This is a genomic window from Streptomyces sp. YIM 98790 (assembly GCF_011421595.1).
Classification (GTDB): domain Bacteria; phylum Actinomycetota; class Actinomycetes; order Streptomycetales; family Streptomycetaceae; genus Streptomyces.
On record NZ_WTLH01000059.1, the window covers coordinates 1 to 17,884 of the forward strand.

The 17,884-nt window shown below is 73.3% G+C and carries 17 protein-coding genes; 11 read left to right on the forward strand and 6 right to left on the reverse strand.

Going from position 1 to position 17,884, the window contains the following annotated elements; translation table 11 throughout:
* The first annotated feature begins 52 nt into the window (after nt 1-52).
* Nucleotides 53-988: an ABC transporter permease subunit gene (locus GQS09_RS12560; RefSeq protein WP_165986120.1), complete on the forward strand. Its 936-nt coding sequence runs from the start codon at nt 53-55 to the stop codon at nt 986-988.
* Between the two features lie 21 nt (nt 989-1,009).
* Here GQS09_RS12560 and GQS09_RS12565 read toward each other — a convergent pair whose 3' ends face one another.
* Nucleotides 1,010-1,342 carry an ATP/GTP-binding protein gene (locus GQS09_RS12565; protein WP_165986121.1) on the reverse strand — a complete coding sequence of 111 codons (333 nt, stop codon included), beginning with the start codon at nt 1,340-1,342 and terminating at the stop codon, nt 1,010-1,012.
* Nucleotides 1,343-1,674: 332 nt separating this feature from the next.
* Here GQS09_RS12565 and GQS09_RS12570 point away from each other — a divergent pair, with 332 nt between their 5' ends.
* Nucleotides 1,675-2,862, forward strand: a complete 1,188-nt coding sequence (locus tag GQS09_RS12570) for an LLM class flavin-dependent oxidoreductase (protein ID WP_165986122.1) — start codon at nt 1,675-1,677, stop codon at nt 2,860-2,862.
* Here the strand turns inward: GQS09_RS12570 and GQS09_RS12575 are convergent.
* Nucleotides 2,831-3,223 carry an SCO5389 family protein gene (locus GQS09_RS12575; RefSeq protein ID WP_165986123.1) on the reverse strand — a complete coding sequence of 131 codons (393 nt, stop codon included), beginning with the start codon at nt 3,221-3,223 and terminating at the stop codon, nt 2,831-2,833. The genes GQS09_RS12570 and GQS09_RS12575 overlap by 32 nt on opposite strands.
* A gap of 268 nt (nt 3,224-3,491) precedes the next feature.
* Between GQS09_RS12575 and nucS the strand changes: the two genes are divergently transcribed.
* Nucleotides 3,492-4,184, forward strand: coding sequence for an endonuclease NucS (gene nucS / locus GQS09_RS12580; RefSeq protein ID WP_165986124.1), 693 nt, complete (start codon nt 3,492-3,494; stop codon nt 4,182-4,184).
* A gap of 104 nt (nt 4,185-4,288) precedes the next feature.
* Here nucS and GQS09_RS12585 read toward each other — a convergent pair whose 3' ends face one another.
* The 3 genes from GQS09_RS12585 to GQS09_RS12595 all read right to left on the reverse strand — a co-directional run bounded on the left by GQS09_RS12585 (nt 4,289) and on the right by GQS09_RS12595 (nt 8,416).
* Nucleotides 4,289-6,892 (reverse strand): ATP-binding protein, encoded by a 2,604-nt coding sequence (locus tag GQS09_RS12585; RefSeq protein WP_165986125.1) that lies wholly within the window; start codon nt 6,890-6,892, stop codon nt 4,289-4,291.
* A 118-nt stretch (nt 6,893-7,010) separates the two neighbouring features.
* The gene (locus tag GQS09_RS12590) at nt 7,011-7,304 is read right to left on the reverse strand and encodes an STAS domain-containing protein (protein ID WP_165986126.1); all 294 of its coding nucleotides are present in this window, start codon (nt 7,302-7,304) and stop codon (nt 7,011-7,013) included.
* Nucleotides 7,305-7,546: 242 nt separating this feature from the next.
* Nucleotides 7,547-8,416 (reverse strand): 3-hydroxyacyl-CoA dehydrogenase family protein, encoded by an 870-nt coding sequence (locus GQS09_RS12595; protein WP_165986127.1) that lies wholly within the window; start codon nt 8,414-8,416, stop codon nt 7,547-7,549.
* Between the two features lie 305 nt (nt 8,417-8,721).
* Here GQS09_RS12595 and GQS09_RS12600 point away from each other — a divergent pair, with 305 nt between their 5' ends.
* A complete protein-coding gene (locus GQS09_RS12600; protein WP_165986128.1) occupies nt 8,722-9,294 on the forward strand; it encodes a cob(I)yrinic acid a,c-diamide adenosyltransferase in 573 nt (190 codons plus the stop codon).
* Between the two features lie 79 nt (nt 9,295-9,373).
* Here the strand turns inward: GQS09_RS12600 and GQS09_RS12605 are convergent, their stop codons facing one another.
* On the reverse strand, nt 9,374-9,931 hold the full coding sequence (locus GQS09_RS12605; RefSeq protein WP_165986129.1) for a hypothetical protein: 558 nt from the start codon (nt 9,929-9,931) through the stop codon (nt 9,374-9,376).
* Between the two features lie 184 nt (nt 9,932-10,115).
* Between GQS09_RS12605 and GQS09_RS12610 the strand changes: the two genes are divergently transcribed.
* From GQS09_RS12610 to GQS09_RS12640, 7 genes are all read left to right on the forward strand, one after another.
* Nucleotides 10,116-11,321, forward strand: a complete 1,206-nt coding sequence (locus tag GQS09_RS12610; protein ID WP_313896112.1) for a histidine kinase — start codon at nt 10,116-10,118, stop codon at nt 11,319-11,321.
* Nucleotides 11,318-11,974 carry a response regulator transcription factor gene (locus GQS09_RS12615; protein WP_165986131.1) on the forward strand — a complete coding sequence of 219 codons (657 nt, stop codon included), beginning with the start codon at nt 11,318-11,320 and terminating at the stop codon, nt 11,972-11,974. Before GQS09_RS12610 ends, GQS09_RS12615 begins: the two co-directional genes overlap by 4 nt.
* A gap of 226 nt (nt 11,975-12,200) precedes the next feature.
* Nucleotides 12,201-12,686, forward strand: coding sequence for a rhodanese-like domain-containing protein (locus GQS09_RS12620; RefSeq protein WP_165986132.1), 486 nt, complete (start codon nt 12,201-12,203; stop codon nt 12,684-12,686).
* 231 nt (nt 12,687-12,917) lie between these two features.
* Nucleotides 12,918-14,558: a glycosyl hydrolase family 18 protein gene (locus tag GQS09_RS12625; RefSeq protein ID WP_207957754.1), complete on the forward strand. Its 1,641-nt coding sequence runs from the start codon at nt 12,918-12,920 to the stop codon at nt 14,556-14,558.
* Between the two features lie 141 nt (nt 14,559-14,699).
* Nucleotides 14,700-15,434, forward strand: coding sequence for an SDR family oxidoreductase (locus GQS09_RS12630; protein WP_165986134.1), 735 nt, complete (start codon nt 14,700-14,702; stop codon nt 15,432-15,434).
* Nucleotides 15,435-15,492: 58 nt separating this feature from the next.
* Nucleotides 15,493-15,912, forward strand: a complete 420-nt coding sequence (locus GQS09_RS12635; protein WP_165986135.1) for a hypothetical protein — start codon at nt 15,493-15,495, stop codon at nt 15,910-15,912.
* Between the two features lie 283 nt (nt 15,913-16,195).
* Nucleotides 16,196-17,848 (forward strand): glycosyl hydrolase family 18 protein, encoded by a 1,653-nt coding sequence (locus tag GQS09_RS12640; protein ID WP_399552497.1) that lies wholly within the window; start codon nt 16,196-16,198, stop codon nt 17,846-17,848.
* The last annotated feature ends 36 nt before the right edge of the window (nt 17,849-17,884 follow it).

The following is a 17,884-nucleotide window of genomic DNA, read 5'->3' on the forward strand; positions in this document are numbered from 1 at the left end:
CGGCGCAGCCGCCGCAGCCCCAGCAGCCCGCCACGTCGCAGGAGAACCCCCGATGACCACGCCGCCGTCGCATCCGCCCCAGACCCCGCCGGCCGTGCCCGCCCAGGCGGCACCACCGCCCGCGCCGCATGCCCCGCCGGCGCCTCCGGCACCGGCCGCCGCGGCCTTTGGCACGGCCGTGCCCGGGCAGGGGTACGCCTCCCCGATCCCGGTGCAGCGCACGCATCTCGGCCATGCGCTGGCCTCGGAGTGGACCAAGATCCGCTCGGTGCGCTCCACCATCTGGACGCTGGTCATCATGTTCCTGGTGACCATCGGCCTGTCCCTGATCATCAACGCCGCGGTCAGCAGCGCCGACGACGACACCATGCCGCCGCTGTTCCCGGGCTTCCTCGGCATTCTCTTCGGCCAGATCGCCGTCCTGACCTTCGGCGTGCTGGTGGCCTCCACCGAGTACACCAGCGGCATGATCCGCACCACCCTGACCGCGAGCCCGCGGCGCAGCCGCATCCTGACCGCCAAGGCGACCGTCTTCGCGCTCATCTCCTTCACCGCGGTGGCCGCCACCCTGGGGCTGTCCCTGCTGATCACCCTGGGCATCCAGGGAGAGGGCCAGGCGGTCGACGAGATGCCGGGCGACGCCTGGCTCGCCGGTGTCCTCGGGGCGTCCCTCTACGTGACCCTGCTCGGGCTGTTCGGCCTCGCCCTCGGCACCCTGCTGCGCAGCTCGGCCGGTGCCATCACGCTGATGGTGGGGCTGATCCTGGTGCCGCCGATCGCCGCCTCGCTGCTGGGCATCGCCGAGAGCCTGCGGGACTTCGCCGAGAAGCTCGCCGAGTATTCCGCCCCGGCCACCCTGGCGGCACTCTCCTGGGGCTATTCCGAGTCCGACCTGTCCAACGGCTGGCCGCAGGTCGGCGTGGCCGGCGGGCTCGCCGCCGCGGCCCTGATCGGCGCCTACATCCGCCTGAACAGCTCCGACGCCTGACGGAGCGGCCGGCCGTGCGGCTCAGAAGCGCGGCGCGTTGCGGGACCGCAGGGGCCTGGGGCCCCTGCGGTCCCGCGCGTTCCAGCACGCCTGATGCCAGTGCCGCCGGTCGTCCACCGCGCCGTGCTGCTGCCAGGCCACCACATGCGGCACGCCCGGCGGGATCTGCTGGTCGCAGCCGGGGCAGCGGTAGTGCTTGACCGCCGCTCCCCCGCCGACCCGCCGCACCACCCAGTCCTCGCCCCGCCAGAGCTCGGTCCGCTCCAGGCCGAAGCGCTCCGCCGCTCCGTCGTCCGTCTCCCGCCGCCGCTGCTGCTTGCCTCGGCCACGCGGTTGATTGCGCCGGGGGGACACCTGACACCTCGGTTCGGTCGTTCCGTCGTTCGGTCGTTCCGTTGTTCTGCGTTCGCGTTCCGCGCCGGCGTTCCGGCGCTCGGCCGCTCGGCCGCTCGGCCGCTCGCCCGGTGGGCATGCCCGGGCGGGTGCGGCGGAGCCGCCGCGCGGAACGCTCCATCCAAGCCTACGCACCCGTGCGTTGGCACGGAAAACCACAAAACGGTGCGGAATGACCCGATCATCGGAAAAACTTTGCTGCGGGCGCGTGCCTTTGGCACGTGTCATCCGTTAATGCCAGTGAAACGCCCGCCGTACGGTGGCGGCGGGCGGCGGAGAGAGGCAAAGGGGCCATGCACGCTCAGGCGTTCCGGGTGGGAACCTTCATACTCGCCGGGCAGTTCCCGGACCAGGGACACGAGGAGGCGCTGGAGCGCGCGGTCGCCGCCGCCCTGGCCACCGAGGAGGCAGGGCTGGACGCGGTCTGGCTCGCCGAGCACCACTTCGTGCCGTACGGAATCTGTCCCTCGGGAGTGACCCTGGCCGGCTATCTGCTCGGCCGCACCCGCCGGATCGGCGTCGGCACCGCCGTCAGCGTGCTGCCCAACACCCACCCGGTGGCCCTCGGCGAGCAGGCCGCCCTGCTGCACCTCGCCTCCCGCGGGCGCTTCACCCTGGGCGTGGGCCGCGGCGGCCCATGGATCGACCTGGAGGTCTTCGGCGGCGGGCTGGAGGCCCTGGAGAAGCACTTCCCCGAGTCGCTGGACCTGCTGCTGCGCTGGCTGCGCGAGCCCGAGGTGGGCGGCGGGGGCGAACGGTACCGTTTCCGCCCGGTGGCCGTGGTGCCGCGCGCCGTGGACGCCGCGGTCTGCCCGCCCCCGGTCGTGGTCGCCTGCACCTCGCCCGGCACCGTCCGGCTGGCGGCCGGGCGCGGTCTGCCCATGCTGCTGGGCATGCACATCGGGGACGACGAGAAGGCGGAGATGGTCGCGCTGTGGCGGACCGCGGCGCGGGAGGCCGGGGTGTCCCCGGACCGGGTGGAGACCGTGGAGCACGTGTCGGCCGGGGTGGTACAGGTGGCGGACAGCCAGACAGAGGCCGTGGAGACGCTGCGCCGCGCCCTGCCCGGCTGGCTGCGGCAGGGCCTGGCCGCGCACCGCACGGTGGACGGCCGGGCGCGGGCCATGCGCGATCCGCTGGCCTACACCGAGATGCTGTGCGAGCTGCATCCGGTCGGGCCCCCGCGGCTGTGCGCGGACCGGCTGGCCGCCACTGCCGAGCGCACCGGTATCCGGCGGTTCGCGCTGCTGGCCGAGGGGTCCGGCCTCCGGGAGGTCACCGAGGACAACATCCGCCGTCTGGGCGCGGACGTGCTGCCGCTGCTGACGGACGGCGGCGGTGCGGGCGGGGAGGACGCCGCCGGCAGCACAAAGGTCCCGGGGACGGCTTCCCCGGGACCCTCAGTGGAATGCGTGGCACGGGCGGAACACAGGGAGCGCGCTGCCGTGTTCAGCAGTCACGCAGCTCCGGTGACTGGTTGAGGAGCTGGGCTCGTACGGACCGGAAGCGGGCCAGGCGGGCATCGGCCGAGGCGTCCGGCGGGAAAACAGCGACGCGGTGGCAGTTCTGGAACGCCAGGCGGACCCCGAAGTGCCGCTCCAGCGCCCCCCGGATGGCATCGCTTGCCATGGCACGCAGCAGCTGACCGCGGGCCTGCTCGTCCGGAGGCGGGGTGGTGTTGTCGGCGAAGTCTCCGCCGTCCACCTTCAGCTGCGCCACCAGGGAGCTGATCATGTCCCAGGCGAAGGGCAGGGAGGTGCGGACACAATCGACAAAAGCCGCATCATCGACTTCACCTCGCTCGGCTTGCTCCAAGAGGGCCGGTGAGACGTCGAGCGACATGGAGTTCTCCTCTCGCGACCCCGCGCGATGGGGGTCTGGCGGACGGGATCGGGCGCCGCCGCTTGCCACCGCGTCATCGCGTGACCCCGGACGGCGACGCCCCGGTCCCACGGTATGTGGGGCCCGCCCACCATGTCAGTGGAATGGGCACATAACTCGCCAGCTTTGAATCACGTCAATCCCAGCCATATCGCTGGTCCCTCCGGCAACCGCCGGGTCGGAGGGAGGCGTCGCGCCGGAGGGCGCTCGTCCAGTAGCGTGACTCATCATGCGTCTTGTCATTGCCCGCTGTTCCGTCGACTACGCCGGCCGGCTCACCGCACATCTGCCCATGGCGCCGCGTCTGATCCTGGTGAAGGCCGATCAGTCGGTGTCCGTCCATGCCGACGACCGCGCCTACAAGCCCCTCAACTGGATGTCTCCGCCGTGCACCCTGAAGGTGACGGAGGCGGCGATGACCGACGGCGAAGGCCACGCGCCCGTGGTGTGGACGGTGGAGAACAAGGCGGGCGAAAAATTGATCATCACGATGGCGGAGGTCCTGCACGACTCCACGCACGAACTGGGCGTGGACCCGGGCCTGGTCAAGGACGGGGTGGAGGCCCATCTCCAGGAGCTGCTGGCCGACCGCATGGAGACGCTGGGCGCCGGATACACACTGATCCGCCGCGAGTACCCGACGGCCATCGGGCCGGTGGACATCCTGGGCCGGGACGCCGAGGGCGGCACGGTCGCGGTGGAGATCAAGCGGCGCGGCGAGATCGACGGCGTGGAGCAGCTGACCCGCTACCTGGAGCTGCTCAACCGCGATCCCCGTCTGGCCCCGGTGCACGGTGTGTTCGCCGCTCAGGAGATCAAGCCGCAGGCCCGGGTTCTGGCCACGGACCGCGGCATCCGCTGCGTCACCCTGGACTACGACGCCCTGCGCGGCATCGAGGACGACAAGCTCCGCCTCTTCTGAATCCTCTGAACCGCCGCGACGGCGTTGGGCGCCGCTCGTCGGGCGCGTGGGCGGGGCGGGCGGGAGGAGCGGCGCCCCCGCCCGCCCCGCCCACGTCGCCGTACTCAGGCAAGCGTCAGCGGGGACCCCACGGACTCTGTCGGGTCGGGCGACGGGCTGGCAGTCGCCGTGGGACCACCGTCCGTGCCTTCGTCGGTACCGCCGTCCGCCCCGGCGTCGGCCCCGCCGTCAGCGCCGCCGTCCGCCCCGGCGTCAGCGCCGCCGTCCGCCCCGGCATCCGTGCCGGTGGTGGTGCCCTCGTCGGTACCCGTCGTGGTGCCCTGGTCCGCGCCGGTCGTGGTGCCCTGGTCCGTACCCGTGGTGGTGCCCTGGGTAGGGCCCGTGCTGCCAGTGCTCGTGCCACCAGAGTCGCCGGACCCACCTGTGGTCGTGGAGCTGCTCCCGCCTGTGCTCGACGAGCCGCTGCTGCTCGTGGGGCTGCCGCTGGGGCTGGGTGTCGCGGTGGTGTCGCCGGTGCTTCCGCCGCCGGACGAGGACGAGGACGAGGAGGAGCCGCCGCTGCCGGATGTGCCGCCCGGGGCCCCGGCGGTTCCGGTGGTCCCGGAGGTGTCGGTGCCGGTGTCGGGGGATTCCGTCTCGCCCTCGGTGTCCTCGCTCTCCGTGGGGTCGGCGGAGTCGGACGGCGGGCGGCTGGTGGAGCTGTCGGAGGTCTCGCCGGTCGCTCCGTCGAGCCCTTCGCCGTCCGTCTCGGACAGCGTCGGCCCGGGCAGCGTGTCGTCCGTCGGGGCCTCGGCGTCCTGCGAGGTGAGCCCCAGGGTGACCACCGCGCCCAGTACCGCGATCAGCAGCGCCCCCGCACCGGCCGCCACCGCGTTGCGCCTGGTGCCGGCGACCGCCAGGCCCTTCAGGCCGGCGCGGCGGCCCTCGTACGCCGCGCCCGGGTCCGGGAACGGCCCGCTCACCGGCTCCAGCAGCTCGGTGACGTCCTCCGGGCCGGGCATCTGCGCCTGCTCCTCGGCCATGGCGTGGTCGTCCGGGACGGCCGCTGACGCCGTGGTGCCGGTTCCGGCCGCCCCGGCCGGCAGGGCCGGTGCGCCGGCCGCGCCCGGCGGCAGCACCGGCCGGGAGAGGTCCTCGGCGAGCGCCAGGGCGCGCCGCCCGGCGTGCGCGCCGCCGCTGTCCGCCAGCACGCTGCGCAGCGCGATGGACGCCTCCAGCTCGGAACGCGCCCGGTCCGCCTGCCCCTGGCAGATGGCCAGCACGCCCAGCTCGTGGTGGAAGAACGCCTGGTCGGCGACGAGCCCTTCCGCCCGGGCGGCCTCCTGTCCGGTGCGCAGCACCCGCTCCCAGGCGCTCCAGCGCAGCGTGGCGGCGAGCAGCGGAGCGGCGGTGCGGGCCAGCGCGGAGACCGCCGCGCCATGTCCGGCCCGCTGCGCCTCCTGCACCACGGCCAGCAGCACCCCGGTCTCCGCGGCGATCTCGGCGGCCGTGCCGCCGTCCTCGCCGCCGCCGTCGCGGGCGGCGACCGTGGCCGGGGAGTGCTGCCCGAGCCACCAGCTGTAGTGCTGGGCGGCGGTGAGCGTGCGGCCGGCGGCGCCCTCGGCGAAGCCCGCGCCCGCCAGGTCCTCGGCGACTCCGGCGGCCAGCCGGTAGTTGTCCCCGGTGCGGGTGATCAGGCCCGAGTCGACCAGCAGGGCGTGGGCGGTGGCGGCGTCGTTGTCGGCGGTGAGGGCGGGAAGCTGGCCCAGGCCGGGGAGTTCGCCGCCGAGGGCGAAGGCGACGCGCAGTATCTCGCGGGCGCCCCCGGTCAGGCCGCCGTCCGTGACCAGGGCCAGCGCCGGGGAGTGGATGGCGGAGAGGGAGGGGGCGTCCAGCCCTCCGATCTGGTGGTCGCGCTGGCGCAGAAGCGTTCCGGCCTGGACGAACCGCAGCGGCAGGCCCTCGCAGCCGAACCACAGATCCGCCGCCCAGTCGGTCTCGGCGTCGGTGAGCGGGCGTTCGACGAGCTGCTCCAGCAGCTCCAGGCAGCCGGTGCGGCTGATGCCCGCGAGAAAGACCTCCTCCATCCGGGACTCGCCGGTGGGCGCCGGGGTCTGCGGGGTGGCGGAGATCAGATAGGCGCACTCGGGGGTGGAGTCCAGCAGTTCGTCGAGTGCGGTGCCGCCGAATTCGATGTCGTCGATGATGACCACCGCGCCGATCTCGCGGAGGGCGGTGTGCAGTTCGACGGGGCCGGGGCGGTAGCCGCCGGCAAGGTGGATGGCGGCGTAGAGCTCGTGCTTGAGGTCGGTGGCCGTGCGGCGGTGGCCGCTGAGGCGGATCACGCCGTCCGGCGCCAGATCGGTGCACTCCCGGGCCACGGCGGCCAGCAGGGCGGTGCGGCCGGTGCCGGAGGGGCCGGTGAGGCGGACCGAGCGGCCGCGGCCGATGAGCCGGGTGAGGCGCTCCCGCTCCTCCTCCCGCTCCAGCAGCGGCGGGTGCGTGGGTCCGGAGAAGACGTCCGCCATCTCGGGGAAGCGGCGGGGGGATATCGGACGCCGGCTGGGCGGGCAGGGTTCTATCTGGCTGCCGTCGACCGGGTTGAGGGTGAGCAGGAAGTCACCCGCCACCAGCTCGACGACGCGCTCGGCGGCACCCTCGGTGCCCCCTGCGGCGTCCTGCGCTCCGGACCGGCCCCGGGAGGGCGGGGACGAGTGGTTGGCGTCCATCCTGTCTATCCCTACTCACCAAGAACAACGCGACGGCGGATGTGCGGTGCGGGTGGAACCTTCACCAGTCGTATCACCACACACCACCGCCGGGGCCGGGGGGAACCCCCTTACGGCCTCACGGCGCGATGGTGAGGATACGGTGCAGGCGCGTGGCGACCAGGACACGCCGCATCTGGGGTGGTACGTCCCGCAGCACCAGCCGCCGTCCGCAGCGGCCGGCCCGGCGGTGCGCACCCATGATCACCCCGAGACCGGTGGCGTCCCAGGAATCCAGCTCTCTCAGGTCCAGCACCAGGTCGCCCTGGCCGGCGTCCAGGGCGCTGTGGAGCGCCATGCGGACATCCGCGGCATTGCGCACGTCCAGGCGTCCCCCGACGACCAGCTCGGCGTGGTCGCCCCTGATGTGCATATCGTGCTCCCCAGACTGCTCGTGCCGCACCGCTCCACGTCCGTTTGTGTCGTCTAGTTGTGACGGGGCCCCGGGCGAAAAAGTTGCCCCTCGTGGCTGATCTGATATCAGATTCACTCTTCCGTGTGATAACCGGTCCGGAACCGCACGGTATGGGGCCCTGGTTCGGCGCCCGCCCGCCCCGGCGCGGCGGGCGCCGGGGCGGGCGGCGGGCACCCCTCGCCGGTCAGCCGTAGGGCAGGTCAGTCGTACGGGTGGAAGCCGCGCCCGCTCTTGCGGCCGATGTCGCCCGCGTCGACCATGCGCCGCATCAGCTCCGGGGGCGCGAACTTCCCGTCCTGCGACTCGGTGTAGATGTTCTCGGCCGCGTGCAGCAGGATGTCCACCCCGGTCAGGTCGGCGGTGGCCAGCGGCCCCATGGCATGGCCGAAGCCCAGCCTGCAGGCCAGGTCGATGTCCTCGGCGGTGGCCACCCCCGCCTCATGGAGCTTCACGGCCTCCACCACCAGCGCGGAGACCAGCCGGGTGGTCACGAACCCCGCCACGTCCCGGTTGACCACGATGCAGGTCTTGCCGGTGGACTCGGCGAACTCCCGCGCGGCGGCCAGGGTTTCGTCGCTGGTCTTCAGGCCGCGCACCAGCTCGCACAGCTTCATCATCGGCACCGGCGAGAAGAAGTGGGTGCCCACCACCCGCTCCGGGCGGCGGGTGGCCGCGGCGATCTTGGTGATCGGGATGGCGGAGGTGTTGGTGGCCAGCACGGCGTCGTCCTTCGCCAGGCCGTCCAGCGCGCGGAACACCTCCCGCTTGACGTCGATCCGCTCGAAGACCGCCTCCACCACGATGTCCGCGTCGGCGGCGGCGTCCAGGTCGGTGGTGGTGGTGATCCGGGCCAGGGCGGCCTCGGCGTCGGCCGCCCCGATGGTGCCCTTGGCGGTGAAGCGTTCGAGGGAGCGTTCGATGCCCGCCCGGCCGCGGGCCAGGGCGTCGTCGGTGACATCGCGCAGCACCACGTCCCAGCCCGCCTGCGCGGAGACCTGCGCGATGCCGGACCCCATGAGTCCGGCCCCGATGACGGCGAGCTTCCTGTCCCTGGCCACGTGCGTCCCCATTTCTCTGGATCTCTCCGGTCTTTCCCCCGGGTGTTCCCCGGGCTGCGTCTCCGGTGCTCCGGTCCCGTGCGGTGTTCCGCCGGCTTGTGCCTCCTGGGCGTCACGGGGCGGCCGGCCGGTGCGAGAGCGCGCGGACCCGCCCGCAAACCCGCGGGTGTTCACGCTCGCACAGCGACCGCCTCCCGGCGGGAATCTATCGGCCGTGAGCCTTCCGTGGGGAGAGAGGGAGACGCGCGTCACGTCTCACATCCTGGACGCCGGGCCGGTGGTGCCAAGGCGGCGGGCGCCGCTCTAGGCTTCGGCGCATGGTCAATCTCACCCGCATCTACACCCGAACCGGCGATCAGGGCACCACCGCGCTGGGCGACATGAGCCGCACCCGCAAGACCGACCTGCGGATCGCCGCCTACGCCGACGTCAACGAGGGCAATGCGGTGATCGGCACCGCGCTGGCCCTCGGCGCGCTTCCCGAGGAGGTGCGGACCGTACTGGTCCGGGTCCAGAACGACCTCTTCGACGTGGGCGCGGACCTGGCCACCCCGGTGGCCGAGAACCCCGAGTACCCGCCGCTGCGGGTGGAACAGAGCTATATCGACAAACTGGAGGCGGACTGCGACCGCTTCCTGGCGGATCTGGAGAAGCTGCGCAGCTTCATCCTTCCGGGCGGCACGCCGGGGGCCGCGCTGCTGCACCAGGCGTGCACGGTGATCCGCCGGGCGGAGCGCTCCACCTGGGCCGCGCTGGAGGAGCACGGCGCGACCATGAACCAGCTCACCGCCACCTATCTCAACCGGCTCTCCGACCTGCTGTTCATCCTGGCCCGCACGGCCAACAAGGAACACGGCGACGTGCTGTGGGTGCCGGGCGAGAACCGCTGACCCCGACCGAAGGACCCGGCCCGAAGGCCCGGACCGCTGGCCCGGACCCGAGGCCCCCGGGCCCGGCCCCGGCCGGGGCTCAGGGCACCTTCCCGGCGCTGGGCGCCCGCTTGGGGAACAGCGCATAGCTGAGCGCGATCACCCCGTGCACCGCCAGCACCGTCAGCGCCCGGACCTGCCAGCCGCGCAGCACCTCCGCGCCACCGCCCGCCGGTTCCGCCGCGAACCGGATCAGGCCCTCCAGCACCAGCAGCGACATCGCCACCGCACCCAGCGTCAGCAGCCACAGCCGGCCCTCGTACCGGGCACGGGCCGCCCCGTACTCCGGCGGCCGGGGCGGCGGCGGTCCGCCGGCGAAGCGGTGCGCGAACCTGGCGTCCGCCCAGGCGATCACGGTGTGCCCGTAGGCCACGGTGAAGCCGAGATAGAGCGCGGCCAGCCCGTGTTCCCCCGAGGGCTCGGCACCGCGCCGCAGATCGATCGCGGTGGCCGCCAGCAGCAGGATGTCGATCAGCGGCAGCGAGTACAGCAGCACCCGGCTGGCCCGCTCGCTGCGCAGCAGATAGCGCACGGCCAGCCCGGCCGCCAGCACCACCCAGAACCCGGCCTCCGCCGCCGCGATCAGCCCGATGATCACCGGTGTGCTCCCTCCGCCTCGGTGTGCCCCGCCCGCTGACCACCACCCTCCCGCTCCCCTGCCCCGGCCCGCGTCGGCTCCCGGCACGACTTCCCGGCCCGGCCTGCACCTTTCGATGTACGCCCCGGTGGACGATCCGCAGCGGTCACCGGTCGGCGATCATGTGAGGGTGCGGATTCCGGCGGTGCTGCGACGGGCTCACCGCGGCGATGTGCTCGCCGCGGCGGCCGGGCTGCTGAGCGGCCTGCTGCTCTACGCCCTGGAGCTGCAGAGCCCGGCGCCGGCCGGGGACGTCCCGCGCGAGCTCGCCCTGATCCCGCTGACCGTGCTGGCCGGGACGGAGCTGCTGCGCCGCACCGCGCCGCTGGCGGCCCTGCCGGTGGCCCTGGGCGCGCTCGCCGCCGATGTGCTGGCCGGCTCGCTGCTCGCCTCGCTGATCATGTTCACCGATGCCGTGTACGCCGCCGTGCTCTACGGGCCGCACCGGGTCTCCCGGCTGCTGCTGCCGGGCTGCGGCGTCGTCACGGTGTGCGTCACCGCGGTCTCGCTGGCCGTGTGGCGGGACGCCGAGGCGCTGCTGCTGGGCGCGCTGGCCGGGCTGGTCACCATCGGCCCGGCCTGGACCGGCGTGATCGTGCGCGAGCACCGCAGCGCCGCCGTGGCCGAGCGGCTGCGTGCCGAGCAGACCGCGCTGCTGGCCGAGCGCGACCGGGTGCAGGCGGTGGCCGCCGAACGCGCCCGGATGGCCCGGGAGCTGCACGATCTGGTGGCCAATCACCTCACCGCCATCGCCATCCGGTCGGCCGCGGCGCTCCGCGTGGACGAACCGGCCGCGACACGGGACGCCCTGCGCTCGATCCGGGAGAACAGCACCGCCGGACTCACCGAGATGCGCCGCCTGATCGGGCTGCTCCGCAGCACCGCGGCGACCGCGGCGGATTCCGGTGCGACGCCGGGCGGCGCCGCCGTGGTCCCCACCCTGGCGGGGCTGGACGCCCTGCTGCGGCAGATCGGGGCCGCGGGGTCGCCCGGCGGCCTCAGGGTGGTCCGCCGGGGCGAGCCGCCCGCCGGGCTGCCCGCGCCGGTCGAGCTCGCCGCCTACCGGATCATCCAGGAATCGCTGACCAACGCGGTCAAGCACGCCGCCGCCGGCGAGGTGGTGCTGGACATCGATCCGCGTCCGGACATGCTGGTGCTCACCGTGACCAGCCCGCTGCCGGACCACCGTGCCGCGCCGCGCGCACCCGGCGCGGGACACGGACTCACCGGCATGCGGGAGCGCGCCGCGCTGCTCGGCGGCACGCTGACGGCCGGCCCCGGCCCGGACCCGGGCACCTGGCGGGTGCGGGCCGGACTCCCCTGTACCGCACCACCGGACGGAACACCATGACCATCCGCGTCGTCGTCGCCGAGGACCAGTCCGCCGTCCGGGCGGGGCTGGTGATGATTCTGCGCAGCACCCCGGACATCGAGGTGGTGGCCGAGGCCGCCGACGGGGACGAGGCCCTGGCCGCCGCCCGGGCACACCGCCCCGACGTGCTGCTGATGGACATTCAGATGCCGCGGACGGACGGCCTCACGGCCACCCGCCTGGTGGTGGCCGAACAACTGGCGGACGTTCTGGTGCTCACCACCTTCGACCTGGACGAGTACGTCTTCGGCGCGCTGCGCGCGGGCGCGGCGGGCTTTCTGCTCAAGGACGCGGAGGCGGATCAGCTCATCGACGCGGTCCGCACGGTGGCCGCCGGGGACGGGCTGATCGCCCCGTCGGTGACCCGCCGTCTGATCGCGGAGTTCGCCCGCGGCCCGGCGGCGCCCGGGGTCCCGCGGCCCGCGGCCCCCTCTGACGCCCTGGCCGCCCTGACCCCGCGGGAACGCGAGGTGCTGTCGCTGATCGGCGCGGGGATGGCCAACGCCGAGATCGCCGCCCGGCTCGGGATGGCCGAGGCCACGGTGAAGACGCATGCCAGCCGCCTGCTGCGCAAGCTCGGGCTGCGCAGCCGGGTCCAGGCCGCCATCCTGGCCCAGGACCTCGGCCTGTGACGCGCCGCGCCGTCCGGCCGCGATGCCGGGCCGTGCGGGCCCGCGCCGGAAAGCACCGGAAGCAGGGCCGGGAGCGCAGGGCCGGGAGCAGCGGCCGGCCGTCTGCGGTGGGCTGCGGGGAAATCACGGTCACGGCGGCCGGACACCGGGGGAAGCCCGGTGTCCGCCGCCGGTCTCCGGGGTTCGTCCCTTCCGGGCCATGACGGCGCACCGTAGCGTCATCGCCATGACCGACACCACCCTTCCCGCGCCCGTGAGCGCGGCCCTGCGGGTTCCGCCCGCGGCTCCGGCCGAGGCCGCCGCGTTCTTCCTCTCCCGGCTGACGTTCCAGGCCGATGTCTCCGATGTGCACTCGTCGCTGGAGTCCGGCGCGCCCGGCTTCGTCCTGGTCGACTCGCGCAGTGCCGCGAGCTGGGCGCAGGGCCGTGTCCCCGGCGCCGTGCATCTGCCGACCGCCGACATTCCGGGGCGCGCCGGGGTGCTGCTGGACCCGGCCGTACCGGTGATCACCTACTGCTGGGGGCCCGCCTGCGACGGCGCCACCCGTGCCGCGCTGGCGCTGGCCCGTCTCGGCTACCGGGTCAAGGAGATGATCGGCGGCATGGAGTACTGGGCCCGGGAAGGCTTCCCGGTCGAGACCGACGCCGGAACGGCGCGCCGGCCGGCCGATCCGCTGACCGCACCGGTGGCGGCGGTGAGCTGCGGCTGCTGAGGTTCCTTAACGGAGCCTTATGCCAGAGTGAAGCAGAGGTCCAGACCCTTGCCCAGTGGTCTGGACCTCTCTACTGTCCCGTGGCGTCAGGCGGAGTTCACCCCGGCGACGCCGTGACTTCCGCAGCAATCGGACACAGGAGCACCGTTGAGCAAGGGCACACGGGCCAGGAGCAGGCTCAAGGCAAGACTCGTCGCCGTCGCGGCGGCATTGGCCGTACCACTGGGCGGCATGGTGGTGCTGGCGACCACCGCGGACGCGGCCGGTGAGGTCACCGCCGCGTATGCCAAGGGATCGGCCTGGGACACCGGCTTCAACGGCCAGTGGATCATCGAGAACGGCACCGACTCCGTCACCGACGGCTGGACCCTGGAGTGGGAGTTCCCGGCCGGCACCGAGGTCACCAGCCTGTGGAACGGCGTGCTGACCCGGGACGGCAACCACTACACCGTCACCAACGAGAGCTGGAACGGCACCCTGAACCCCGGCGCCACGGCCACCGTGGGATTCGGCGCCTCCGGCGACGGCGAGCCGCTCAACTGCACCATCAACGGCCGCCCCTGCTCGGGCGGGCCGGTCGACCCCGACCCCACCGGGGGCACCACGGACGGCGGCTCCAGCACCGGCTCCACGGACGGCGGCTCCAGCGAGGGCTCCAGCGAGGGCTCCAGCGAGGGCTCCAGTGAAGGCGGCACCGACGGCGGTGCGGACTCCGGCGGCAGCACCGGCGGCACCGACCCCGACCCGGTCGACCCCGGCGCGTACGTCAATCTCGGCTACTTCACCGAGTGGGGCATCTACCAGCGCGACTACCAGGTCAGGAACATCGCGTCCTCCGGCTCCGCCGAGAAGCTCACCCACATCAACTACGCCTTCGGCAACGTCCAGGGCGGCAAGTGCGTGATGGGCGACTCCTACGCGGCCACCGACAAGGCGTTCACCGCGGCCGAGAGCGTGGACGGCGTGGCCGACACCTGGGACCAGCCGCTGCGCGGCAACTTCAACCAGCTCAAGAAGCTGAAGCAGCAGTACCCGCACCTGAAGATCCTCTGGTCCTTCGGCGGCTGGACCTGGTCGGGCGGCTTCGGCGAGGCCATGCAGAACCCGGCAGCCTTCGCCCGGTCCTGCTACGAACTGGTCAACGACCCGCGCTGGGAAGGCGTGTTCGACGGCATCGACCTGGACTGGGAGTACCCCAACGCCTGTGGCGAGAAGTGCGACACCAGCGGGCCGCGCGCCTTCGGCGACATGATGAAGGCGTTCCGCACCGCCTTCGGCGACCAGCTCGTCACCGCGGCCATCACCGCCGACGCCTCGGCCGGCGGCAAGATCGACGCCTCCGACTACGCCTACGGCGCCCAGCACGCCGACTACATCTCGGTCATGGCCTACGACTTCTTCGGCGCCTGGGCGGCGCAGGGCCCGACCGCACCGCACTCCCCGCTCACCCCGTACGACGGCATCCCGCAGGACGGCTTCACCGCCGACCAGGCCATCCAGAAGCTCAAGGCCCAGGGCGTGCCCGCGGACAAGCTGCTGCTGGGCATCGGCTTCTACGGCCGCGGCTGGACCGGCGTCACCCAGTCCGCCCCCGGCGGCACCGCCACCGGCCCGGCCCCCGGCACCTACGAGCAGGGCATCGAGGACTACAAGGTCCTGGCGGCCCGCTGCCCGGCCACCGGCACCGTCGCGGGCACGGCCTACGCCAAGTGCGGCAGCGAGTGGTGGAGCTACGACACCCCGGAGACCATCCGCGCCAAGATGGCCTACGCCCGGCAGCAGGGTCTGGGCGGCGCCTTCTTCTGGGAGCTGAACGGCGACACCGCCGACGGCGAGCTGATCACCGCCATGCACACCGGCCTCCAGCAGTAAGCCCCCTCGTCCACCCCCGCACCGGACCCCGGGACGGCAGCCGCCCGCCGCCCGGGGTCCGGGCCGTCCCCTCGAACCGCATCCGCCGCTCCCGCGTGTCATGATCACACCTTCTGTCGTCCATCACGCGAGGAGGCCGTCGTGAGCCAGGAGCGAGTGACCGTCGTCAGCGGGGGAAGCCGGGGCATCGGGGCGGCGATCTGCCGCCGGCTGGCGGCCGACGGGCACCATCTGGTGATCGGCTACCGCTCCGACCGTGCCTCCGCCGAGGCCGTCGCCTCGGACGTCCGGCACGCCGGCCGCACCTGCCTCACGGTGGCCGTGGACGTGGCGGACGAGGCGGCCGTGGACCGCCTCTTCGACACCGCCGCCGGGCTCGGGCCGGTCACCGGGCTGGTGAACAACGCCGGGGTCAGCGGCCCCAACGGGCGGCTCGCCGACGCCGACGCCGCAGGCATGCGCCGCGCCCTGGAGGTCAACGTCCTGGGCTATCTGCTGTGCGCCCGCCGCGCGGTGCGGGACATGAACCGCAACGGCGGGGGCGGCGCGATCGTCAACATCTCCTCGGTCGCCGCCACCCTCGGCAGCCCCGGCCAGTATGTGCACTACGCCGCCGCCAAGGCCGCCGTGGACGCCATGACGGTCGGGCTGGCCAAGGAGGTCGCGGCCGAGGGCATCCGGGTCAACTGCGTCGCCCCCGGCACCGTCTGGACCGCCTTCCACGAGGACCCGCAGCGGCCCGCCAAGATGGCCGCCGCCATCCCGATGGGCCGCGCCGGCCGGCCCGAGGAGATCGCCGGCGCCGTCTCCTGGCTGCTCTCCGACGACGCCTCCTACACCACCGGCGCCGTGCTCCGGGTCTCCGGCGGTCTGTGAGGAGCCGAAGGGGGCACCGGGGCGGCCGGAATCCGGACAGTTCCGGGAGACTGGCGGTGTGGAGGATGCGGAAGAGGCCCTGTGGCGGGCCCGGGCCCTGGTACTGGCGGATCTGCGGGCGGGCGGCCTGGACCGGGCGGAGGTGGTGTCCCGGCTGGACGAGGCCCTGGCCCACCGGCGCTGGTGGGTGAGCCAGTGGCCGGAGGGTGCCGCCTTCGTGCCGGGGCTGCTGGCGCAGGACATCCAGGACGCGCTGCTGGAGACGGCCGGCCGGTGGCCGGTGTGCCCGCGCTGCTCGGAGCCCGGCCGGGACATCCCGCACAGTCTCGATGTCCAGCCGGAGCTCGGGCCGGACCCGCACTGGGTGTGCCCGGCCACGGGTGTGGTGCTGGCACCGGTGGGGCGGCTCGCCGAGGCGCTGGGGCAGCCCCCGCCGCCCGGGCACGGACCGGGCGGCGGCACCGGTGACGGCACCTGACCCCTCCTGACCCCTCCTGACCACCCCTGACGGCCATTTGGTACAGACCTCTTGACCAGTGGTCCAGACCTCTCTACGCTCCCGGTATCTGCTGTGAGCGCGCCATGACAATCCCGACGTGACAATCCCCGGGTGGGGTTGTCATGGACTCGGCGTGCTCGCGGGCGGCGCAGATTCCCCCAGATCTGTCCGACCGACTCCGGGAGTTCCCTTGAAACCGAGGACCTCAGCACGGCGCCGCTTCGTCAGACGCGCCGGCCCCGCCCCCCGCACTCCGCGTCCGCTGCGCAGACTGATCGCCCTGCTGGGCGCGCTCGTCCTGCCGGTCACCGGCCTGGTGCTGCTGGCCAGCCCCGCGCAGGCGGCCGGCGCATCCGCCAGCTTCACCAAGGTGTCGCAGTGGGACTCCGGCTTCACCGGGCAGTGGACCGTCACCAACACCGGCGGTGCCCCGCTCGACGGCTGGACCCTGGAGTGGGACTTCCCCTCCGGCACCACGGTCGGCGCGCTCTGGAACGGTGTCCTGACCACCAGCGGCAACCACTACACCGTCACCAATGCGAGCTGGAACGGCACCCTGGCGCCGGGCCAGTCCACCACCGTCGGCTTCTCCGGCAGCGGCAGCGGGAACCCGAGCGGCTGCACCATCAACGGCGAGCCCTGTGACGGCGGAGGCGGCACCGACGGCGGGACCACTGACGGCGGCACGACCGACGGCGGGACCACCGACGGCGGCACGACCGACGGCGGCACGACCGACGGCGGGACCACCGACGGCGGGACCACCGACGGCGGCACGACCGGCGGCACCGACCCGCCGCCCGGCGGCCACGTCAATGTCGGCTACTTCACCGAGTGGGGCGTCTACGGCCGCAACTACCACGTGAAGAACATCGCCGACTCCGGCTCGGCGGCCAAGCTCACCCACATCAACTACGCCTTCGGCAATGTCACCGGAGGCCGCTGCACCATGGGCGACTCCTACGCCGCCATCGACAAGGCGTACACCGCGGCGCAGTCCGTGGACGGCGTGGCCGACACCTGGGACCAGCCGCTGCGCGGCAACTTCAACCAGCTCAAGAAGCTGAAGCAGCAGTACCCGCACCTGAAGATCGTGTGGTCCTTCGGCGGCTGGACCTGGTCCGGCGGCTTCGGCGCGGCCATGCAGAACCCCACCGCCTTCGCGCAGTCCTGCTACGACCTGGTGCACGACCCGCGCTGGGACGGCCTGTTCGACGGCATCGACCTGGACTGGGAGTACCCCAACGCCTGCGGCCTGTCCTGCGACAGCAGCGGGCCGGAGGTCTTCGAGGACATGATGCGGGCCTTCCGCCAGGTCTTCGGCGATGAACTGGTCACCGCCGCCATCACCGCGGACGCCTCCTCCGGCGGCAAGATCGACGCCGCCGACTACGCGGGCGGCGCCCGGTACGCGGACTACCTCCACGTCATGACGTACGACTTCTTCGGCGCCTGGGCCGCCCAGGGCCCGACCGCCCCGCACTCCCCGCTCCGCTCCTACGACGGCATCCCGCAGGCCGGCTTCAACGCCGACGCGGCGATCCAGAAGCTCAAGGCCAAGGGCGTCCCGGCGTCCAAGCTCACCCTGGGCATCGGCTTCTACGGCCGCGGCTGGACCGGCGTCACCCAGTCCGCCCCCGGCGGCACCGCCACCGGCCCGGCCCCCGGCACCTACGAGCAGGGCATCGAGGACTACAAGGTCCTCAAGAACTCCTGCCCCGCCACCGGGCAGATCGCGGGCACCGCGTACGCCCACTGCGGCTCCAACTGGTGGAGCTACGACACCCCGCAGACGATCGCCGGGAAGATGTCCTACGTCCGGCAGCAGGGCCTGGCCGGTGCCATGTTCTGGGAACTCAGCGGCGACACCGGCAACGGCGAGCTGATCACCGCCATCCGCAGCGGCCTGGGCTGACGCCCGGCCGGTGAAAGACCGCAGCCGGGGAGACGG

Coding starts and splice junctions, on each gene's coding strand:
- nucS (WP_165986124.1), top strand. CDS start 3,492: ATGCGTCTTGTCATTGCCCGCTGTTCCGTCGACTACGCCGGCCGGCTC.
- GQS09_RS12560 (WP_165986120.1), top strand. CDS start 53: ATGACCACGCCGCCGTCGCATCCGCCCCAGACCCCGCCGGCCGTGCCC.
- GQS09_RS12595 (WP_165986127.1), bottom strand. CDS start 8,416: ATGGGGACGCACGTGGCCAGGGACAGGAAGCTCGCCGTCATCGGGGCC.
- GQS09_RS12570 (WP_165986122.1), top strand. CDS start 1,675: ATGCACGCTCAGGCGTTCCGGGTGGGAACCTTCATACTCGCCGGGCAG.
- GQS09_RS12585 (WP_165986125.1), bottom strand. CDS start 6,892: ATGGACGCCAACCACTCGTCCCCGCCCTCCCGGGGCCGGTCCGGAGCG.
- GQS09_RS12575 (WP_165986123.1), bottom strand. CDS start 3,223: ATGTCGCTCGACGTCTCACCGGCCCTCTTGGAGCAAGCCGAGCGAGGT.
- GQS09_RS12625 (WP_207957754.1), top strand. CDS start 12,918: ATGGTGGTGCTGGCGACCACCGCGGACGCGGCCGGTGAGGTCACCGCC.
- GQS09_RS12600 (WP_165986128.1), top strand. CDS start 8,722: ATGGTCAATCTCACCCGCATCTACACCCGAACCGGCGATCAGGGCACC.
- GQS09_RS12615 (WP_165986131.1), top strand. CDS start 11,318: ATGACCATCCGCGTCGTCGTCGCCGAGGACCAGTCCGCCGTCCGGGCG.
- GQS09_RS12620 (WP_165986132.1), top strand. CDS start 12,201: ATGACCGACACCACCCTTCCCGCGCCCGTGAGCGCGGCCCTGCGGGTT.
- GQS09_RS12590 (WP_165986126.1), bottom strand. CDS start 7,304: ATGCACATCAGGGGCGACCACGCCGAGCTGGTCGTCGGGGGACGCCTG.